This window comes from Sphingobium sp. FW305-3-2-15-F-TSA7, assembly GCF_058787155.1.
Map to the genome: position 1 here is coordinate 14,561 of NZ_JBYSZM010000044.1, position 16,545 is coordinate 31,105.

The 16,545-nt window shown below is 65.4% G+C and carries 13 protein-coding genes and 2 tRNA genes; 9 read left to right on the forward strand and 6 right to left on the reverse strand.

What is annotated here, in order from left to right; all coding sequences use genetic code 11:
* Nucleotides 1–65 precede the first annotated feature (65 nt).
* From AC3WN8_RS26505 to AC3WN8_RS26535, 7 genes are all read left to right on the forward strand, one after another.
* Nucleotides 66–977 carry a DUF4349 domain-containing protein gene (locus AC3WN8_RS26505; RefSeq protein WP_492672514.1) on the forward strand — a complete coding sequence of 304 codons (912 nt, stop codon included), beginning with the start codon at nucleotides 66–68 and terminating at the stop codon, nucleotides 975–977.
* A 114-nt stretch (nucleotides 978–1,091) separates the two neighbouring features.
* On the forward strand, nucleotides 1,092–1,871 hold the full coding sequence (purC, locus tag AC3WN8_RS26510) for a phosphoribosylaminoimidazolesuccinocarboxamide synthase (RefSeq protein ID WP_492672515.1): 780 nt from the start codon (nucleotides 1,092–1,094) through the stop codon (nucleotides 1,869–1,871).
* A 304-nt stretch (nucleotides 1,872–2,175) separates the two neighbouring features.
* Nucleotides 2,176–5,052, forward strand: a complete 2,877-nt coding sequence (locus AC3WN8_RS26515) for a M16 family metallopeptidase (protein WP_492672516.1) — start codon at nucleotides 2,176–2,178, stop codon at nucleotides 5,050–5,052.
* A 73-nt stretch (nucleotides 5,053–5,125) separates the two neighbouring features.
* Entirely contained in the window at nucleotides 5,126–5,362 is a 237-nt protein-coding gene (gene purS / locus AC3WN8_RS26520) for a phosphoribosylformylglycinamidine synthase subunit PurS (RefSeq protein WP_492672517.1), read from the forward strand.
* Nucleotides 5,359–6,024: a phosphoribosylformylglycinamidine synthase subunit PurQ gene (purQ, locus tag AC3WN8_RS26525; RefSeq protein WP_492672518.1), complete on the forward strand. Its 666-nt coding sequence runs from the start codon at nucleotides 5,359–5,361 to the stop codon at nucleotides 6,022–6,024. The genes purS and purQ overlap by 4 nt, the downstream gene beginning before the upstream one ends.
* Before the next feature lie 82 nt (nucleotides 6,025–6,106).
* Nucleotides 6,107–6,538 (forward strand): GFA family protein, encoded by a 432-nt coding sequence (locus AC3WN8_RS26530; RefSeq protein WP_492672519.1) that lies wholly within the window; start codon nucleotides 6,107–6,109, stop codon nucleotides 6,536–6,538.
* A 146-nt stretch (nucleotides 6,539–6,684) separates the two neighbouring features.
* Nucleotides 6,685–6,760 (forward strand) — tRNA-Pro (locus tag AC3WN8_RS26535).
* 487 nt (nucleotides 6,761–7,247) lie between these two features.
* Here the strand turns inward: AC3WN8_RS26535 and AC3WN8_RS26540 are convergent.
* The 3 genes from AC3WN8_RS26540 to AC3WN8_RS26550 are packed head-to-tail and all read right to left on the reverse strand — an operon-like array spanning nucleotide 7,248 to nucleotide 8,609.
* Nucleotides 7,248–7,541, reverse strand: coding sequence for a hypothetical protein (locus tag AC3WN8_RS26540; protein WP_492672520.1), 294 nt, complete (start codon nucleotides 7,539–7,541; stop codon nucleotides 7,248–7,250).
* Nucleotides 7,538–7,873, reverse strand: coding sequence for a hypothetical protein (locus tag AC3WN8_RS26545; RefSeq protein WP_492672521.1), 336 nt, complete (start codon nucleotides 7,871–7,873; stop codon nucleotides 7,538–7,540). Before AC3WN8_RS26545 ends, AC3WN8_RS26540 begins: the two co-directional genes overlap by 4 nt.
* A gap of 1 nt (nucleotide 7,874) precedes the next feature.
* A complete protein-coding gene (locus AC3WN8_RS26550) occupies nucleotides 7,875–8,609 on the reverse strand; it encodes a queuosine precursor transporter (protein ID WP_492672522.1) in 735 nt (244 codons plus the stop codon).
* Between the two features lie 120 nt (nucleotides 8,610–8,729).
* Between AC3WN8_RS26550 and AC3WN8_RS26555 the strand changes: the two genes are divergently transcribed.
* Nucleotides 8,730–8,806 (forward strand) — tRNA-Arg (locus AC3WN8_RS26555).
* Between the two features lie 286 nt (nucleotides 8,807–9,092).
* On the forward strand, nucleotides 9,093–10,559 hold the full coding sequence (locus AC3WN8_RS26560; RefSeq protein WP_492672523.1) for an NCS1 family nucleobase:cation symporter-1: 1,467 nt from the start codon (nucleotides 9,093–9,095) through the stop codon (nucleotides 10,557–10,559).
* Between the two features lie 24 nt (nucleotides 10,560–10,583).
* Here AC3WN8_RS26560 and AC3WN8_RS26565 read toward each other — a convergent pair whose 3' ends face one another.
* Genes AC3WN8_RS26565 through AC3WN8_RS26575 form a run of 3 tightly spaced genes read right to left on the reverse strand, consistent with a single transcriptional unit; the run spans nucleotide 10,584 to nucleotide 16,334 of the window.
* Nucleotides 10,584–11,999 carry an efflux transporter outer membrane subunit gene (locus tag AC3WN8_RS26565; protein ID WP_492672524.1) on the reverse strand — a complete coding sequence of 472 codons (1,416 nt, stop codon included), beginning with the start codon at nucleotides 11,997–11,999 and terminating at the stop codon, nucleotides 10,584–10,586.
* Nucleotides 11,996–15,184, reverse strand: coding sequence for an efflux RND transporter permease subunit (locus tag AC3WN8_RS26570; RefSeq protein WP_492672525.1), 3,189 nt, complete (start codon nucleotides 15,182–15,184; stop codon nucleotides 11,996–11,998). The genes AC3WN8_RS26565 and AC3WN8_RS26570 overlap by 4 nt, the downstream gene beginning before the upstream one ends.
* A 4-nt stretch (nucleotides 15,185–15,188) precedes the next feature.
* Nucleotides 15,189–16,334, reverse strand: a complete 1,146-nt coding sequence (locus AC3WN8_RS26575; RefSeq protein ID WP_492672550.1) for an efflux RND transporter periplasmic adaptor subunit — start codon at nucleotides 16,332–16,334, stop codon at nucleotides 15,189–15,191.
* Between the last annotated feature and the right edge of the window lie 211 nt (nucleotides 16,335–16,545).

Genomic DNA, 16,545 nt, shown 5'->3' on the forward strand with positions numbered 1-16,545 from the left:
TTTGCACGATTGACCGCAATCTCAACCAATGAGCTAATATATCATCATTGAAGAGGAGAAGGTGCATGCGCAAGCTTTCCGGACTGGCCCTGATATCGCTCGTATCGACGCTGGCGCTTGCCGGCTGCAGCAAACCGGCCCCGTCGGAAAATGCGGTCGAAATGCAGGCACTGTCGGTCCAAGACACGAGCGAAGCGCCCGCAGCGGGGCGAGCCAGCCCACCCGGCATCGCGCCTACCGCCGCGCCCGGAGTCGCCTTCAACTATCGTTACGATTTCCGCATGGACGCCGCGAAGATCGGCGAAACCCAGGAGAAGCACGCCCAGGCCTGCGAGAAGCTGGGCATCGACCGCTGCCGGATCACCGGCATGTCGTACCAGTTGATCAATGACCGCGACATCGCCGCGATGCTCGCCTTCAAGCTCGAGCCTTCGCTGGCGCGGCAATTCGGCAAGGACGGGATCGGACTGGTCAAGGCCGCGGAGGGCATGCTGGTCCGCAGCGAGATCAGCGGTGTCGACGCGGGCTCGGCGATCAGCGCCGCCGGCCGCGCCCAGGGGCGGCTGCGCGACGAGCGGACACGGCTGGAAGAACGGCTGAAGCAGCCCAAACTCACCGAAGCCGAGCGCGCGGAGATTCGCGGCCGGCTGGAAGACATCGCGCGCCAGATCGAATCGACCAATGTCACGCGCGAAGAGAATCAGGAATCGCTCGCCAACACGCCGATGGTCTTCAATTACGGATCGGGAGAGGTCGTACCCGGCTTCGATGCCCGCTCCCCGCTACGCGAGGCGTTCCGCACCGCCGGCGAGACATTTGTCGGCGCCATCGCCGTATTCATCGTCATACTCGGCGCATTGCTGCCGCTGCTGCTGCTGGCCGCTCTGACCTGGGGACTCTGGCGGCTGCTGCGCCCGATCGTGCGCAGATGGCGCCCCGAAACGACCGAAACCGCAACACCGCCCACGACCGGCTGAACGCCCAATTGCACCCCCGGTGTCGTTGAGCTATAGGCGCCCCCTTCCAGCCCCGGCCTGCGCATCGCCTAGCGGCGCGCGGCCGGGGCAGCTTGTTTCCAGGGGTTCGTGCCGATGACCCGCCGTCGCCAGATCTACGAAGGCAAGGCCAAGATTCTGTATGAGGGGCCCGAACCGGGCACGCTGATCCAGTATTTCAAAGACGACGCCACCGCGTTCAATGCCCAGAAAAAGGGCACGATCAACGGCAAGGGCGTGCTGAACAACCGGATTTCCGAGCATATCTTCACGCTGCTCGGCAATATCGGCATTCCGCACCACTTCATTCGCCGTCTCAACATGCGCGAGCAGCTGATCCGTCAGGTCGAGATCGTGCCGATCGAAGTGGTGGTGCGCAACGTCGCGGCCGGCACGCTTTCCAAGCGGCTCGGCATCGAGGAGGGAACCCAGCTTCCCCGCACGATCATCGAATATTGCTACAAGGACGATGCGCTCGGCGATCCGATGATCTCCGACGAGCATATCGCCTGTTTCGGCTGGGCCAGCCAGGAAGAGATGCACGACATCGCCGACATGGCGATTCGCGTGAACGACTTCATGAGCGGGCTGTTCGCCGGAATCGGCATCCGGCTGGTCGACTTCAAGCTCGAATTCGGCCGCATCTGGGACAATGACTATGCCCGGATCATCCTGGCCGACGAGATCAGCCCCGATGGCTGCCGGCTGTGGGACATGACCACCAACGAAAAGCTCGACAAGGACCGGTTCCGCCGCGACCTTGGCGGCGAGGTGGAAGCCTATCAGGAAGTTGCGCGCCGGCTGGGCCTGCTGCCCGAGGGCGGCGACAATCCCGTGCTCGACCTGGAAAGCCACCGCAAGAAGCGCGGCAAATAAGCCGGGTTCGGACAGGCGGGGCCATCACTAGAGCAGGCTGTGATCCGACGGAAGCGGATCACCTGCTCTAGATGCTTGTTTTACCGCGATTTTCGAGTCGCTCGATGATTCCATCGAACTACAAATCGCTCTAATCGGCCACGCCCGTCCGAAACGTCCAATTCCGATTCGCATGCACCGGCTATTGCCGCGCCGGGCCCTTCGGGCCTGGTGGGGGCAATGCTCCAGCGACCCGCATTGCCCCCGCCGTATACCTCCCGACTCCGCTTGCCGCTTGCCCCGCGCCGTGCTTGATCGCATCCCGATGACGCGATCCGCCCCGATGCTCGCCCTGTCGGGCCTGTTGCTGCTTGCCGCCTGCCAGTTTCCCGCCCAGCGTCCGCCCGGCGCGGGTGCGGCCATGCCTCCGTCCGATCGCGTCGCACGCGCCTGGGGTCTTCATCGCGGCGATCTGACCCCCGATCCCGATATTCGCTACGGCGTGCTGCGCAACGGCATGCTCTATGCCATTCGCCGCAACACCACCCCCCTGCGCGCCGCATCGATCCGGCTGCGCTTCGATATCGGATCGACCGCAGAGGCGGACGACCAGCGCGGACTGGCGCATTTCCTGGAACATATGGCGTTCAACGGATCGAAACGCGTTCCCGAAGGCGAGATGATCAAGATCCTGGAGCGCCATGGCCTGGCCTTCGGCCCGGACACCAACGCCTCCACCTCCTTCACCCAGACCGTCTATTCGCTCGACCTGCCCAATGCCGGCAATGCGACGCTGGATACCGGGCTGATGCTGATGCGCGAGATCGCGGGCGAACTGACCATCGCGCCCGATGCCGTCGATCGCGAACGCGGCGTGATCCTGTCCGAGCGCCGTGCGCGCGACCAGTTCGCGCTGCGGCGGCTGGAGCATTTCATCGATTTCGCGTTGCCCGGAACGCCCGTGTCGCGCGCCCTGCCGATCGGCGATCCGCACGTGATCGGCAATGCGCCCGCAGACCGCATCCGCGATCTCTACACACGCTATTACACCCCCGGCCGCGCCGCGATCGTCATAACCGGCGATATCGACATCCGCACGGTCGAGGCAAAGATCCGCGCGCGTTTCTCCAACTGGCGCGGCGCCGGCGAAACCCCCGGCGATCCCGTCGCCGCGCATATCGACCCGGCCCGGCCGAGCGCCGCCGCCTATTTCCGCGATCCCGACGTGCCGACCAGCGTGTCGCTGTTCGTGATCAAGCCGCGCGACGATCGGCCCGATGACATCGCCAAGCGGCACGACGATATTCTCCGCACCCTCGCCAACGCCATTGTCAGCCGGCGCATCGCGCGGCTGGCGCGCGAGGCCGATGCCACGATCCTGGGCGGCGGCGCGAGCAGCGGAGAGATAGTCTCGACCGCCGAGCAAAGCGCGATCACGATCGGCGCCAAGGGCGACGACTGGCGAAGCGCGCTGGGTGTGGCGGACCAGGAATTGCGCCGCGCGCTCGAGCATGGCTTCACGCGGGCCGAACTTGCCGAGCAGCTCGCCAATCTCAGGACCGGCTTCGAAAATGCCGCGCGCCAGGCCGATACCCGGCGCAGCGACGCGCTGGCGACCGCGATCGCCTCGGCAATCGAACAGGACAGCGTGGTGACGACACCCGGCTATCGGCTCGACCTGTTCGAGCGCTTCGTGCCGACGCTGACGCTCGATGCGGTCGAGGCCGCATTCCGCTCGCAATGGGCGGGCGCCAATCCGCTCGTCCATGTGTCGGGCAAGCTGGCGCTGACCGATCCCGAAGCGACGATCCTGTCGGCGCTGGCCGCAAGCCGTTCCATCGCGGTGAAGGCGCTTCCGGATATCGGACTCGACAGCTTCGGCTATACCGATTTTGGCCCCGCCGGCACGATCGCGACGGACACGCGCGTCGCCGATCTCGGCATCCGCGCCATACGCTTTGCCAATAATGTCCGCCTGTCGGTCAAGACCACCGCATTCGAGAAAGACCGGGTGCGCGTGTCGCTGCGCGTCGGCGGCGGCATGCTCGAACTGCCCGCCGACCAGCCGGGACTGGCGATGTTCATGAACAGCGTCTTTTCGGCGGGCGGACTGGAAAAGCACAGCTTCGACGCGCTCCAGTCGATGCTGGCAGGACGGACGGTGACATTGGGCCTGGCCGCATCCGACGATCATTTCGGCGGGACCGTCACGACCAACCCGCGCGACCTGCCACTGCAGATGCAGCTGTTCACGGCATTCCTGACCGCACCGGGATTTCGCGGCGAGGCCGATGCGCAATGGCAACGCATGGCGCCCACTTTCTACGACACGCTCGACGCCTCGCCCGGCGCGATCGTCGGGCGCGATGTCGGCCGGATCGTCGCCGGCGGCGATCCGCGCTTCGGCGTGCCGCCGCTCGATACGCTGCTGCGCCGGAACACGGCCGAGCTGCGCGCCGCCACCGCGCGGGCGTTCCGCACCGGTGCGATCGAGATCGGCATTGTCGGCGACATCGCCGAACAGGATGCGATCGACCTGGTCGCACGCACATTGGGCGCATTGCCGATGCGTGACGCCACGCCGCCATCCTTCGCCGAAGCCCGGCGCGTCGCCTTTCCGAACGACCGCGCGCCGGTGACGCTCCATCACGAAGGCAAGGCCGATCAGGCGATGACGCTCGCTTACTGGCCGACGACCGACGACGCCGATTATCCGCAGGTCGCGCGGCTGAACCTGCTTGCCGGGGTGATGCGGTTGATGCTGACCGAGCAATTGCGCGAAAGGCTGGGCGCCACCTATTCGCCCGGCGCGTCGTCGAACATGTCCGACGTCTATCCCGGTTTCGGTCAATTCTCGATCTCGAGCAGCATCGACCCCAAGGACGCGCCCGCGGTCGAGGCGGCGATCGCCGAAATCGCCAGGACATTGCGCGACACGCCGGTCGACGCCGACCTTCTGCTGCGCGCGCGCCAGCCGATCCTGGAACGGATCGAGCGCAGCCGGCGCGAAAACGCGAACTGGCTGGCGATCGTCGACCAGGCGCAATCCGCACCACGCTATCTCGACCGGTTCCGGACGAACAAGGCGATCTATCAGGCGATTACCGCCGCCGACCTTCAGGCGATGGCGCGGCGCTATCTGGATCCCGACGCCATGCTGCGCATTCGCGTGATGCCGGCGGACACGTCTCCGGCGCGATAAGGCGGGAATCGGGTTGAACCTTCGGGCCCGCGGCGTCATAGGGGCGGCATTCAACAGCGGCCCGAGGACAGCCATGAAGACGCGCATTTTCGTCACCCTCAAGGGCGGCGTTCTCGATCCCCAGGGCAAGGCGATCCACCATGCACTGGAAGGGCTCGGTTTCGACGGCGTGAACGACGTGCGCGCCGGCAAGCTGATCGAGCTCGATCTCGACGAGGACGTCTCCGACGCGCACATCGACGAGATGTGCCGCAAGCTGCTCGCCAACACGGTGATCGAGAATTACCGCATCGAACGGGTGCAGGGATGAAGACCGCGGTCATCGTCTTCCCCGGGTCCAATTGCGACCGGGATCTGGCCGTCGCGCTGGAGCAGGTGACCGGACGCAAGGCCGAGATGGTGTGGCACGGCGCCGATGCCCTGCCCGACGGCGTCGAGCTGGTCGCGCTGCCCGGCGGTTTTTCCTATGGCGACTATCTGCGTGCGGGCGCGATGTCGGCGCGCAGCCCGATCATGCGCGCCGTGGTCGAGGCAGCCGGGCGCGGCATGCCGGTGCTCGGCGTGTGCAACGGTTTCCAGGTGCTGACCGAGGCGGGACTGCTGCCCGGTGCGCTGATGCGCAATGGCGGCCTCAATTTCGTCTGCCGCGACGTCCGGCTGACGGTGGAAAACGCCCAGAGCGCTTTCACCAGCCGTTACGATGCCGGCGAGGAAATCCTGCTCCCCGTCGCGCATCATGACGGCAATTTCTTCGCCGATGACGAAACGCTCGACCGCCTCGAAGGCGAGGGCCGCGTCGCGTTCCGCTATGCCGAAACCGTCAACGGATCGGCCAGGAATATCGCGGGCATCCTCAATGCGCAGGGCAATGTGCTGGGCATGATGCCGCACCCCGAACGCATGGTCGAAGCGGCGCATGGCCGCACCGATGGCCGGCGCCTGTTCGAAGGCCTGCTGGAAGCCGTCGCGTGAGCGCCTTATGCCAAGATGCAGGGATGCTGACGCATCCGCATCTTGGAACGCTCAAGTGCCGCGCGGGCTTGACCAGACTGCAATGAGTCAGGCTCATCGCAGCCTGGTATCCGGCGGCTGCCTGTGCGGCGCGGTGCGCTTCACGGTGGACGCCGAACCGCTCGCCGCACGCACCTGCTGGTGCCGGCTGTGCCAATATCTCGGCGCGGGCTCCGCAACGGTCAATATCGCCTTTCCCGCGGACAAGCTGTCGGTCGAGGGCGAGATACGCTGGCATGCCAGCGTCGCGGACAGCGGCAACCGGATGCAGCGCGGCTTCTGCCCCGAATGCGGCACGCCGCTGTTCAGCAATGCGGAAGCACGCCCCCACCTCACCTTCATCCGCGCCGGTGCGCTCGACGATCCGGGCCTGATCGGCCCACAGGCGACGATCTGGACGAGTGCAGCCCCCGACTGGGCCTGTTTCGATCCGGCGATCCCGCAGCATGAGGCGCAGCTTCCGCCCGTCGCGTGAACGCTTGCGCCGATTTCTCCAAATAGGCTCTTGCGACGTCACCTTTGGCATGACATAAGGCGCGCCATGCCCACGACTCTCCTTATCGCGCGACCGCGACCCAGCATCCACCGACATTGATGGACGCCCGAGCTGCGCCCATCTTTCAGGGTGTAGCTCAAGAGGAAGAGTGCCCGCTTTGGGAGCGGGAGGCTGCAGGTTTGAGCCCTGCCACCTTGACCAGATAATCCAGCTTTTCTGCTGCCTTTAGGCGTGGCCGAACGCAATGCAGTGCGCGGTCGGTTTGTGATTCCGATGCTAGCGGGTGCAAGTCCCGCCGGTCACTCCTAAGGGCAGCAGCGCCATCACTGGCGTGTGTTCGGACTTCAGATGATCGACATACTCTCCGGTTTCCACGCCGCAGGTGATCAGGTTTTCATCCTATTTGGTTATAAATGGGCGATTGTGTAGTTTACAAACTCGTCGGAATGAGAGGTAGCAATGGGCATTGCGCATTGGCGTCCGCCAAGCCGGCTTTCGCAAACCCGATTCCGGTCCAATACGAACAGCTTGCCCCGTAAATGGACGCGCCTTGAAAGACCAAGAGCGCCCGCCCACTCGCAATTAGCGCTAGATCGGCGCCTATAAGGATCACCAGCAACGCGCCGATCGATCGTTTCATCCCGGCCTCTCCACCGCCTTATGCCTCGCGACCTTCGCTAGCCGCGCCTTAGTCAATTCCCGGCAGGTCCGCGGTCTCGTCGAGGATCGCGATCACGGCCGCATCATTGCGATAGCGCTTGCGCATCCGCGCTTCATCTTCCTCGATCCGTGCGCAGCGCAGGCTGCGGATCGCGCGTTCGATCTCCGCTCGCCGCTCCGCGTCATAAGGCTCCTCGCCCGTCCAGTGATTGCAATCGGCGCGGCGCTCGACAAATGCGGCCACCGGGCGCGGCATGGCATCGAGCCGCTGGCGCAGCGTCGGCGCATCACCCGCCAGCATCAGCAGGACGGACAGGATCATCGCATATCCTCCCTGGCGCCGCGTTCGAAGATCCGCGTCGTCCGCGCGAGGATCAGCAACGCCGTCGGCCAGAACAAGGTGTTCCAGATATCCTTGAAATTCGCGGTCAGATCGATCGACGTGCCATAGGTCAGGCTGTCGCGCAGATCCCAGCCCTCACCGATCAGCGCCGCCGCGAGCACGACCGTCCAGGGTTTCCAGCTGCGCAGCGGCCATTTGAACAGCAGCGCCGAGCCGAGGAACAGCAGGAGCGCGATATAGATATGGAGCGCATCCTTCGCGAGATGGACATGCTGGACCAGCCACAGCTTCGCCGACTGTAGCGGACTCATCTCAGACCCTTGCGCTGAACGGTGTGAAGTTCGTCCCCTCGTCATAGACGTCGACGCCTTCCTGGCGCTTCAGCCATCCCACCACCGCATAGGTGACGGGCGTCAGCACGGCTTCCCAGGCGACTTTCAGGGCCCAGTTGGTGACCATCACCGTCAGCACCTGTCCAGTGGTCCAGACGCCGAGAAAGGCGAGCGGATAGAAGATCAGGCTGTCGACGCCCTGCCCCACCACGGTCGAACCGATGGTGCGGCTCCACAGATGCTTGCCCTTGGTCAGGATCTTCATCTTGGAAAGCACGAAGCTGTTGGCGAACTCGCCCGCCCAGAACGCGAAAAGCGAGGCGAAGACGATGCGCCAGGTGCTGCCGAACACCGATTCGTAAGCGGCCTGCCCCGTCCAGCCATCGGCGGGCGGCATCGCGACCACCACCCAGCTCATCACCGCCATGAACAGCATCGCGCCGAACCCGGCCCAGACGCAGCGGCGCGCGCGCGCATAGCCATAGACCTCGGTCAGCACGTCGCCGATCACATAGCCGAGCGGGAAGAACAATATGCCCGCGCCGAAGGTGAAGCCCCCGACAGTGGACAGCTTCGCCGCGCCGATCAGGTTGGACAGCAGCAGCACGGTGACGAACGCCGCCATGACGAAATCGAACCAGCGGAAATGCCCGCCCGTCAGCGAATCGGCCGAAACCGCCTTTGGCGCGCCAATGCCCACCCCTATGCCCCGCATGCTCATGTCGCCATGATGATCGAGCTTTCGCGCCTGCGCAATCCATGCCGGACATCAACCGTTTCGGATCGCAAAGCGCTTCCCCCGCGGACGATCAGACACTAAGCGGATGTCCGGCGCGCGCCCGTAGCTCAGCTGGATAGAGCACGAGACTTCTAATCTTGAGGCCGCAGGTTCGACTCCTGCCGGGCGCGCCAGCCATTCCCTGACGGACCCGGCTTCCGCAAATACCCGCCGGAGCGCACGGCCTATCGACCCGGTTCTGCGCCACTTCCGGATCATGGCGGCTTCATAACGGGCATCGAGCGCTGGACCGCATCATCCCCTTCTTGAACTTTTAGGACTTACGGCCCCAAAGTCCGTGCGAAGGATCAAGGCATCGTCAAGGCCGGCCATCCAATCCAGTAGAGCGTCTCGTCCACACACCGGCCAGGCCGGTTCATCGGCAACAGCCCTATCGGCGCAGGCGGAGTCCCGAACCCCATGACGGCCACTGGAACGAGCGATCTCAACAATGCCGATCTCGCGCCCACGGGCGTGTCCCAGCGCACCTGGCGCTGGTATCATTTCGCGGCCCTGTGGATCGGCATGGTCGTGTCGATTCCGGCCTATATGCTGGCCGCGGGGCTCATCGATCAGGGCATGACGCCGCTACAGGCGATCGTCACCATCCTGTTGGGCAACATGATCGTGCTGGTGCCGATGCTGCTCATCGGCCACGCCGGTGCGCGCTATGGCATTCCCTATGCCGTATTGGTGCGCAGCGCGTTCGGCACGACCGGCGCCCGCGTGCCCGCCATTGCCCGGGCGCTCGTCGCGTGCGGCTGGTACGGAATCCAGACCTGGGTCGGCGGCACCACCTTGCTGGCGCTGGTCACGGTGCTCACCGGCTGGCGCGACTATGGGCCGCCATTGCCGATCCTGGGTATTTCGCTTCCCCATCTGCTGGCCTTTGCCGCCTTCTGGCTCATCCAGATGGCGTTCGTGTCGAAAGGCATCGAGATGGTCCGCAAGCTGGAAACCTGGACCGCGCCGATCAAGATCGCGATCTGTATCGCCCTGCTGATATGGGCGATGCGGCATAGCGGCGGGCTTACCTCGCTGATCGAGGCGCCGTCGCAAGCGGACGTCCCCGCCTTTTCCACCATCTTCTGGCCGAGCCTGACCGCCATGGTCGGCTTCTGGGCCACGCTGGCGCTCAACATCCCCGATTTCACGCGGTTCGCACGGAGCCAGAAAGACCAGATCCTGGGTCAGTCGATCGGCCTGCCGGTCCCGATGGCGCTGCTCGCCTTCATCGCGGTCCTGGCCACGGCGGCAACCCGCATCGCATTCGGCCGGGCGATCTGGGACCCGGTGGAACTGGCGAGCAACATGCCGAATCTCGGCGTATTGATCGGCCTGCTCATCATCTCGGTCGACACGATTTCGTGCAACATCGCGGCAAATCTGGTCGGCCCCGCATATGATTTCGCCGCCCTCTCGCCGCGCCGCATCAGCTATCGCAGGGGCGCACTGATCACCGCCGTGATCGCCGCCATGATCCTGCCCTGGAAACTCATCGAAAGCAGCGGCGGCTATATCTTCACCTGGCTGGTCGGCTATTCCGCGCTGCTGGGTCCCATCGCCGGCATCATGATCACCGATTACTGGCTGATCCGCCGTACGAAGCTGGTCGTGGACGATCTGTTCGACGCGAACGGCATCTACGGCTATCGCAACGGATGGAATCCCGTGGCCCTGGTCGCGCTGCTGATCGCGATGGTGCCGACCCTGCCCGGCTTTCTTGCAATTGCCTTCCCACAGGTCTTTGGCGGCATGCCGGGCTTCCTGACCATGCTTTACCCCTATGCATGGTTCGTCGGCGCCGCACTGGCGGCCATGATCTACTATATCGGCATGAAGGACGTTCGCACGCGCAATGCCGCGACCGCAAAGGTCAACGCGTAAGGCCGGTTCACCCGGCCGGTCGGGTCACTGCCCGTTCTGCCCAGGCGGATCCGGCTGAGCCTCGATCGTCGCGTCGCCGCCCAGCGTCCGGTAGAGAGTGACGAGATTGCTCGCCTGGATCAGCCGGGTCGCAACCAGCGTACGCTGCGCCGAATAGAGCGAGCGCTGCGCGTCGAGGCTGTTGAGGAAGGGTTCGATCCCGCCGCGATAGCGCGCATCGGCCAGCGTGTAATTGTCCGCCGCAGCATCGGCCTGCGCGGCGTTGGCGCGCAGCTGCGCGTCGATCGTACCGCGCCGAGCCAGCGCGTCGGAGACTTCGCGAAAGGCGATCTGGATCGCGCGCTCATAGGTGGCGAGCGCGGCATCGCGCTGCGCCTCGCTTTGCGCAACGCCGGCGCGCCCGGCACCGGCACGGAAGATCGGATAGGCGGCACTGCCCCCACCCGACCAGGTGAACGCACCGCCCGTGAACAGCGACGACAAGGCGGTGCTGGCGAAGCCAAGCGCCGCGGTCAGCGAGATGGTGGGGAACAAGGCGGCCCGCGCCGCGCCGATCTCCGCATTGGCGGCGCGCAGGTCATATTCCGCCTGCACCACATCGGGTCGACGCAGCAGGATGCGCGAATCGAGCCCGGCAGGAAGCTCGGCGATGGTGGTTCCGGCCTGCTCGATCGCCGCCGGCAGCAGCGCGGGATCGATCGGTGCGCCGACGAGCAACTGGAGCGCGTTGATATCCTGCGCGATCGCGGTACGCTGCGCGGCGAGGTCGGCCTGCGCAGTCGCCAGCACCTGCTCGGCCTGGCGCAGGTCCGATCGCGGCGCGATCCCCCCCTCCAGCCGCGCACGGGTGAGGCGCACGCTCCGCTCGGCGCTGGTCGCGGTGTCCTGGGCGATCTTGAGCAGCGAGGCGTCGGCGGCATGGTTGAGCCAGGTGTCGGCAATGTCGCCGACCAGCGTGAGGCGGGTCGCGCGCGCCGCGGCTTCGGTCGCGAAATAGCGATTCTGCTCGGCGCGGGTGAGCGAGGCGAGACGGCCGAACAGGTCGAGTTCGAACGCGGTCACGCCGATATCGGCCGAAAAGCTGCCGCTCCCCGGCGCGCTGCCGGTGTCGCTATAGGTGGCGCGCGTGCTGGCATCGAGCTGGGGCAATTGCTCGGCGCGCTGGATGCGATATTGCGCGCGCGCGGCGGCGATGTTGGCCGCGGCGATGCGCAGGTCGCGATTGTTCGCCAATGCCTGATCGATCAGCGATTGCAGCCGCTGGTCGCGGAAGATGCCGCGATAGGAGATTTGCGGCAGCACCGCCTCGGCCTGGCGCAGATAGGCGTCACCCACGGGCCATGACGGCGGCACCGGCAGGTCGGGCTGCGCCAATTTGGGATCCATCGAACAGGCGGCGGTGGCCAGCATCAGCGCGATAAGGATCGGTTTGCGGGTCATGCCTGCGCCTCCGGCGGCGGCGCATGGTGCAGCCGCTTCAACGCATCGCGCGTCGTGCGGCGCACCAGCACGAAGAAAAGCGGGATATAGAAGATCGCGAGGATCGTGGCGGTCAGCATTCCGCCGATCACCGCCGTGCCGATGGCGATGCGGCTGTTCGCGCCCGCTCCGGTCGAGATGGCGAGCGGCAGCACGCCGAAGATGAAGGCGAGGCTGGTCATCAGGATCGGCCGCAGGCGGATGCGCGCGGCCTCGATCGCGGCTTCGATCACGCGCTTGCCCTGCTTCTCGGCCTGTTCGGCGAACTCGATCATCAGGATCGCATTCTTCGCCGCCAGCCCCATGGTGGTGAGCAGTCCGATCTGGAGGAACATGTCGTTCTCCAGTCCGCGTAGCGTCACCGCAAAGACCGCGCCGACAAGGCCCAGCGGCACGATCAGCAGCACCGCGACCGGGATCGACCAGCTTTCATACAGCGCGGCAAGGCACAGGAACACGACGAGCAGCGAGAGCGCGTAGAGGATCGGTGCCTGCCCCGACGACAGCCGCTCCTGATAGGAAAGGCCGGCCCAGGCGATGCTGGTGCCCGGAATCTGCGCGGCAAGTTCCTGCATCCGATCCATCGCCGCGCCCGAACTGTGGCCCGGGGCAGCCTGGCCCTGGAACTCGAACGAAGGAATGCCCTGGAAACGCGACAATGTCGTCGGCGCGGTCGACCAGCTCGTGCTCGAAAAGGCGGAAAAGGGCGCCATCTGTCCGTTGCCGCCGCGCACGAACCATTCATTGATATTGTCGGGTGCTGCCCGGAACTGCGCGTCGCCCTGGACATAAACGCGCTTCACGCGCCCGCGATCGACGAAATCATTGACGTAGCGGCCGCCATAGGCAGTCGAAAGCGTGCTGTTCACGTCCGACTGGGTGAGCCCCAGCGCGGCAACCTTCTCCTGATCGACATCGACCTTGAGCGTCGCCACGTCGGGCAGTTCGCTCAGCCGGACCGATGCGAGGATCGGGTCCTTCGATGCGAGCGCGAGCAGCTTCTCACGCGCCGCGATGAACTGGTCATAGGGCATGCCGCCGGCATTCTGCAGCTCCATCGTGAAGCCATTGGACTGGCCGAGCCCGCGGATCGCGGGCGGCAGCAGGATGAACACCTGCCCGTCGCGCAGGTTGCGAAAGGCCCCGCTGGCGCGCGCCGCGATCGCATCGGCGCCGTTCTGCGTACCCTTGCGGGTCGACCAATCGGTGAAGTTCAGAAAGCCCTGGCCGGTATTCTGCCCGGTCGCATTGCCGCCGCCGCCGCCCGCGACGGTGAACAGCGTGCGCACGTTGGGCTTTTCATATTGCATGAAATATTGCTCGACCTGCCGCTGGACCTGGGTGGTGCGGCCCTGGGTCGCGCCGGCGGGCAGACGTATCTGGATGCTGCCCGCGCCCTGATCCTCGGTGGGCAGGAAACTCGTCGGCAGCCGCAGGAACATCACCACCAGCAACGCCGCGACGATCGCGTAGATGAGGAGGAAGATCCATTTGCGATCGACCACTTTCGTCACCGCATTGGCATAGCCGTCGACCATGCGCTCGAAGCCATGGTTGAACGAATCGCGGGCACGGGTGAGCCCGCGGCCGAAGCTCGGGAAAGTGCGGCCCAGCCAACCCTGATCGGGCGACTGCGTCTCCCCCTTGCGCTTGAGCAGCGTCGATGTGATCGCGGGGCTGAGGATCAGCGCCACCAGCACCGACAGCAGCATGGCGGACACGATGGTGACCGAGAATTGCCGGTAGATCACGCCCGTCGATCCGCCGAAGAACGCCATGGGCAGGAACACGGCCGACAGCACCAGCGCGATCGCGACCAGCGCGACCTGGATTTCCTTCATCGACTGGATCGTCGCCTCGCGCGGCGTCATCTCCGGATTTTCTTCCATGAGCCGTTCGACATTCTCGACGACGACGATCGCGTCGTCGACGAGCAGGCCGATCGCCAGCACCATGCCGAACAGCGTCAGCGTGTTGATCGAAAAACCCAGCAGATAGAAGATTCCGAGCGTGCCGAGCAGCACCACCGGAACCGCGATCGCGGGGACGAGGGTGGCGCGCCAGCTCTGCAGGAAGACGAACATCACGATCACCACCAGGATGACCGCTTCCACCAGCGTCTTCACGACCTCCTCGACGGACAATTTGATGAAATCGGTGGTGTCGTTGGCATAGGCATAGGCAAGCCCGGGCGGGAATTCCTCGGCGATCGCTTCGACCTCGGCCTTGACCAGGTTCGCGGTCTTGAGCGCATCCGCGCCGGGGGCGAGCGAGATGGCGATGCCCGCGCCGGGATGACCGTTGATGCGGCTGACCGAATTGTAATTGTCGGCGCCAAGCTCGACCCGCGCGACATCCTTCAGCCGCACGCTCGCGCCGCTGGTCTGGGTCTTCAGGATGATCGCGGCGAATTCGGCGGGCGTCTGCAGGCGCGACTGGGCGGTGATCGTCGCGTTCAGCATCTGCTCGCGCGGTTGCGGCTGGCCACCGATTTCGCCCGCCGCAACCTCGGTGTTCTGCGCCTGGATCGCCGACACCACGTCGCCGGGCATCAGCGCGAAGGATGCCAGGCGATCGGGATTGAGCCAGATGCGCATCGCATAGGGCGCACCGAACACGTTGCTTTCCCCGACGCCCGCCACACGCCCGAGCCGATCCTGCATGTTGGACGCCATCCAGTCGGACACGTCCTGGTTGGTCAGCTTGTCGGTCTCGTCATAGACGCCGACGATCAGCAGCTGGTCCGGATTGGATTTGGTGACGCGCACGCCCTGCTGCTGCACCTGCGCCGGCAGGCGGCTGAGCGCCTGCTGGACCTGGTTCTGGACCTGGACCTGGGCGATGTCGGGATCGGTCCCCTTCTGGAACGTGGCGCTGATCGAGACCTGCCCGCGCGAGCTGGACGAGGACGAGAAATAGAGCAGCCCGTCGATTCCTGTCAGCTGTTGCTCGATCACCTGGGTGACGCTGTTCTGGATCGTCTCCGCCGATGCCCCGGGATAGTTGGCGCGCACATTCACCTGCGGCGGGGCGACGTCCGGATATTGGGCGACGGGCAGGCCGAAGATCGACGCGATGCCGCCCAGCATCACGATGATCGCAAGCACCCAGGCGAAGATCGGGCGATCGATGAAGATGCGCGACATCGGCCTAGTTGCCTCTGGCCGGGCTGCCGTCCTTGCCCGTCCCGGGCGGGGCTATACGTTGCGGCGCGCTGGCGGGAACCGGCTTCAGCGGCGCGTCGGGGCGCAACGTTCCGCCACCCTGCACGATCAGCTTCTCGCCGGGCTTCAGCCCGTCGGTCACCACCCAGTTGGTTCCCAGCGCGCGTACCGCCGTCACCTTGCGCTGCACCGCCTTGTCGCCGGGGCCGATAACGAACACGCTCGCCTGGCCCTTGGCGTCGCGCGACAATGCCGCCTGCGGGATCAGAAAGGCCTGGGTATCGATCGATTGCGCGAAGGAGGCGCGCACGAACATGCCGGGCAGCAAAAGGCCCGACGGATTGGCGAAGCGCGCGCGCAGCGTCACCGTGCCGGTATTCTGGTCAACCATCACTTCCGAGAATTCGATGCTGCCCGCAACCGCATAGTCCGAACCGTCCTCCAGCTTCAGCCGGACGCTCGCGGTCGTGGGCGCGGCACCGCCCTGGCTCAGTGCGCGGCGCAACGCGAGCAGTTCGGCGCTCGATTGCTGGATATCGACATAGATCGGATCGAGCCGCTGGATCACCGCGAGCGGATCGGCCTGATTGGCCGTCACCAATGCGCCCACGGTTGCGAGCGAGCGGCCGATGCGCCCGGTGATTGGCGCGGGAACATTGGTGAAGCGCAGGTTGATCTGCGCGGTCTGGAGTTGGGCGCTGGTCTGCGCGACGCTCGCTGCCGCCTGGCGTGCCTGCGCTGCGGCATCGGTATAATCCTGCTTGGAAACCGCCTCCATCTCGGCAAGCGGGCGATAGCGGTCGGCGCGGATGCGCGTCGCCTCGGCATTGGCCCTTGCGCTCTGGAGATTGGCCTGCGCCTCGCTGGCGGCCGCGCGGTAAAGGCTCGGATCGATCTGGTAGAGCGTCTGCCCCTGGCGGACGATCGTCCCTTCGGTGAAGAAGCGCCGCTGGATGACGCCCGCGACCTGCGGCCGCACTTCGGACATCTCATAGGGCGTGACACGCCCGCTCAGCTCGGTGACCATCGGCACGGAGGTCGGCTGGACGACGACATAGCCCACTTGAACCGGTCCACCGCGCCCGCCCTTCGCCTCATTCCCCTGCCCGCCCGAACAGGCCGAGAGAAACATGATGCCGGTCAGCGCCCACAGGGCCGACACGCGCCGGAAGCTTGATAGCGTCGCAGTCAATGGTGGACCCATCTGAAATATCGGCACGGCCGGTCGCTATCCGCGGCGCGGACATCGACCCGCAATTGCCTTATTGAACCTCTTCGCATCTGTACCGGAAAGCGCCGATTCCGTTGCCCCGTATTCGGCATCTGAGAAACGGGATCGCGTC